This is a genomic window from Bacillus lumedeiriae, assembly GCF_044891285.1.
In the GTDB taxonomy this organism is placed as follows: Bacteria; Bacillota; Bacilli; order Bacillales; family Domibacillaceae; genus Pseudobacillus; species Pseudobacillus lumedeiriae.
In genome coordinates this window covers 1-260 of sequence record NZ_JAUIYO010000070.1, presented here as the reverse complement: position 1 = coordinate 260, position 260 = coordinate 1, and the positions used below count along the sequence as shown (strand labels likewise).

Here is a 260-nt window from a genome sequence, read left to right as displayed (position 1 = left end):
CCAATAACGAAAAGCGTAGGCGCCTGTACTGCTCCGACAGGCAAATGTTCTTTAACCAAAGAAGTTCGTTCTTTGACTTCATTGGTTGAAGGTTATTTGACCCGAGGAGCAAGGCGCCGCAGCTGGAAAAGCGAAAAGCAGCACCAAATGGCACTCGATTGCCGGTTACTTGAAACATATTATCCAGTTTTGAAAGAACAATTCTTTCAACTTTATACAGTCTGGTGGCGATAGCGAAGAGGTCACACCCGTTCCCATAC

General features: G+C 45.8%; 1 protein-coding gene. It reads left to right on the top strand.

Annotation, left to right across the window (positions count from 1 at the left end; translation table 11 throughout):
- The coding region (locus QYG89_RS17280; RefSeq protein ID WP_404319429.1) for a hypothetical protein at positions 1–234 on the top strand (234 nt) is incomplete at its 5' end.
- Positions 235–260 lie beyond the last annotated feature (26 nt).